Consider the following 3260-nt stretch of genomic DNA (forward strand, 5'->3'; position numbering starts at 1 on the left):
GGGGGTGTGGTGGTTCTTGGTGTGTCTGTGGTGGGTGGGCGTGGGTGTTGTTTGTGTGGTCAAGTTGTTAAGGGCACACGGTGGATGCCTGGGCACCAGGAGCCGATGAAGGACGTAGGAGGCTGCGATAAGCCTCGGGGAGCTGCCAACCGAGCGTTGATCCGAGGATTTCCGAATGGGGGAACCCCGCACCAGTCATGTGGTGTGACCCGCGCCTGAACACATAGGGCGTGTGGAGGGAACGTGGGGAAGTGAAACATCTCAGTACCCACAGGAAGAGAAAACAACCGTGATTCCGTGAGTAGTGGCGAGCGAAAGCGGATGAGGCTAAACCGATCGCATGCCAAGCCGGCAGGCGTTGTGTGGTCGGGGTCGTGGGACGATTCAGATGGTTCTGCCGAACTGTCAGGGAGTCAGAAAGCCATGTGTTAGTGGAAGGCCTCTGGAAGGGGTCGCCGTAGAGGGTGAGAGCCCCGTACACGAAAACTCATGGCCTCTCGAGTCGTATCCCAAGTAGCACCGAGCCCGTGAAATTCGGTGTGAATCTGGCGGGACCACCCGCTAAGCCTAAATACTCCCTGGTGACCGATAGCGGACAAGTACCGTGAGGGAAAGGTGAAAAGTACCCCGGGAGGGGAGTGAAATAGTACCTGAAACCGTGTGCCTACAAGCCGTGAGAGCCTTATCCACTTCGGTGGAGGGGTGATTGCGTGCCTTTTGAAGAATGAGCCTGCGAGTTAGCGGTACGTGGCGAGGTTAACCCGTGTGGGGTAGCCGTAGCGAAAGCGAGTCCGAACAGGGCGATTGAGTCGCGTGCTCTAGACCCGAAGCCGAGTGATCTACCCATGGCCAGGTTGAAGCGCGGGTAAGACCGCGTGGAGGACCGAACCCACTTAGGTTGAAAACTGAGGGGATGAGCTGTGGGTAGGGGTGAAAGGCCAATCAAACTCGGTGATAGCTGGTTCTCCCCGAAATGCATTTAGGTGCAGCGTCACGTGTTTCTTGCCGGAGGTAGAGCACTGGATGGTCTAGGGGCCCCACAAGGTTACTGAAATCAACCAAACTCCGAATGCCGGTAAGTGAGAGCGTGGCAGTGAGACTGCGGGCGATAAGGTTCGTAGTCGAGAGGGAAACAGCCCAGATCATCAGCTAAGGCCCCTAAGCGTGTGCTAAGTGGAAAAGGATGTGGGATTGCCGTGACAACCAGGAGGTTGGCTTAGAAGCAGCCACCCTTGAAAGAGTGCGTAATAGCTCACTGGTCAAGTGGTTCCGCGCCGACAATGTAGCGGGGCTCAAGCACACCGCCGAAGCTGTGGCATTCACATGAACCCGTCTCTGATCTAGGTCAGTGGCCAGGTGTGTGGATGGGTAGGGGAGCGTCGTGTGGCGATTGAAGCGGCGGAGTGATCCAGCCGTGGACGCCACACGAGTGAGAATGCAGGCATGAGTAGCGAAAGGGGAGTGAGAAACTCCCCCGCCGGATGACCAAGGGTTCCTGGGCCAGGCTAATCCGCCCAGGGTGAGTCGGGACCTAAGGCGAGGCCGACAGGCGTAGTCGATGGACAACGGGTTGATATTCCCGTACCCGCGAAAGAACGCCCATGCTGAACCCAGCGATACTAACCGTCCAAAGCCGGTGACTGGCCTTCGGGTCTGATCCGGTGGAGCGCGGGACCTGGACTGGTAGTAGGCAAGCGATGGGGTGACGCAGGAAGGTAGTCCTACCGGTGAGTGGTAGTACCGGTGCAAGGGTGTGGCCCGCGATGTAGGCAAATCCGCATCGCATACAGGGTGAGACCCGACGCATAGCCGAATGAGGCGAATTGGATGATCCTATGCTGCCGAGAAAAGCCTCTAGCGAGTTCTTAGCGGCCCGTACCCCAAACCAACTCAGGTGGTCAGGTAGAGAATACCAAGGCGATCGAGCGAACTGTGGTTAAGGAACTCGGCAAAATGCCCCCGTAACTTCGGGAGAAGGGGGGCCATCTGCTGTGAACCGCCTTGCGCGGGGCAGCGGTGGGTGGCCGCAGAGACCAGTGAGAAGCGACTGTTTACTAAAAACACAGGTCCGTGCGAAGTCGAAAGACGATGTATACGGACTGACGCCTGCCCGGTGCTGGAACGTTAAGGGGACGGGTTAGTCCTTCGGGGCGAAGCTCAGAACTCAAGCGCCAGTAAACGGCGGTGGTAACTATAACCATCCTAAGGTAGCGAAATTCCTTGTCGGGTAAGTTCCGACCTGCACGAATGGCGTAACGACTTCTCAGCTGTCTCAACCACAGGCTCGGCGAAATTGCACTACGAGTAAAGATGCTCGTTACGCGCGGCAGGACGGAAAGACCCCGGGACCTTCACTATAGCTTGATATTGGTGTTCGGTTCGGCTTGTGTAGGATAGGTGGGAGACTGTGAAGCGGGCACGCCAGTGTTCGTGGAGTCATCGTTGAAATACCACTCTGGTCGAATTGGATGTCTAACCTCGGTCCGTGATCCGGATCAGGGACAGTGTCAGGTGGGTAGTTTAACTGGGGCGGTTGCCTCCCAAAATGTAACGGAGGCGCCCAAAGGTTCCCTCAGCCTGGTTGGCAATCAGGTGTCGAGTGCAAGTGCACAAGGGAGCTTGACTGCGAGACCGACGGGTCGAGCAGGAGCGAAAGCTGGGACTAGTGACCCGGCACCGGCATGTGGAAGCGGTGTCGCTCAACGGATAAAAGGTACCCCGGGGATAACAGGCTGATCTTCCCCAAGAGTCCATATCGACGGGATGGTTTGGCACCTCGATGTCGGCTCGTCGCATCCTGGGGCTGGAGTAGGTCCCAAGGGTTGGGCTGTTCGCCCATTAAAGCGGCACGCGAGCTGGGTTTAGAACGTCGTGAGACAGTTCGGTCCCTATCCGCCGTGCGCGTAAGAGACTTGAGAAGAGCTGTCCCTAGTACGAGAGGACCGGGACGGACGAACCTCTGGTGTGCCAGTTGTTCCGCCAGGAGCACTGCTGGTTGGCTACGTTCGGCAGGGATAACCGCTGAAAGCATCTAAGCGGGAAGCTCGCTTCAAGATGAGGTCTCTCACCGGGTTAACCGGGTAAGGCCCCCGCCCAGACCAGCGGGTTGATAGGCCGGAAGTGGAAGCGGCGCAAGTCGTGGAGCTGACCGGTACTAATAGGCCGAGGGCTTGACCACTCAACACCCAGCTATTTGTTGCTTGATGTCTCGCGTCCACTGTGTGGTTCTGAACGTACGGAACCCGCCCTGCTCCACATCG

1 rRNA gene is annotated in these 3260 nt (G+C 57.6%); it reads left to right on the plus strand.

What is annotated here, in order from left to right:
* Nucleotides 1–57 precede the first annotated feature (57 nt).
* A 23S ribosomal RNA gene (locus Q1A09_RS22495) occupies nucleotides 58–3178 on the plus strand.
* Nucleotides 3179–3260 lie beyond the last annotated feature (82 nt).

It is taken from the genome of uncultured Modestobacter sp. (assembly GCF_947486615.1).
Lineage (GTDB): Bacteria > Actinomycetota > Actinomycetes > Mycobacteriales > Geodermatophilaceae > Modestobacter.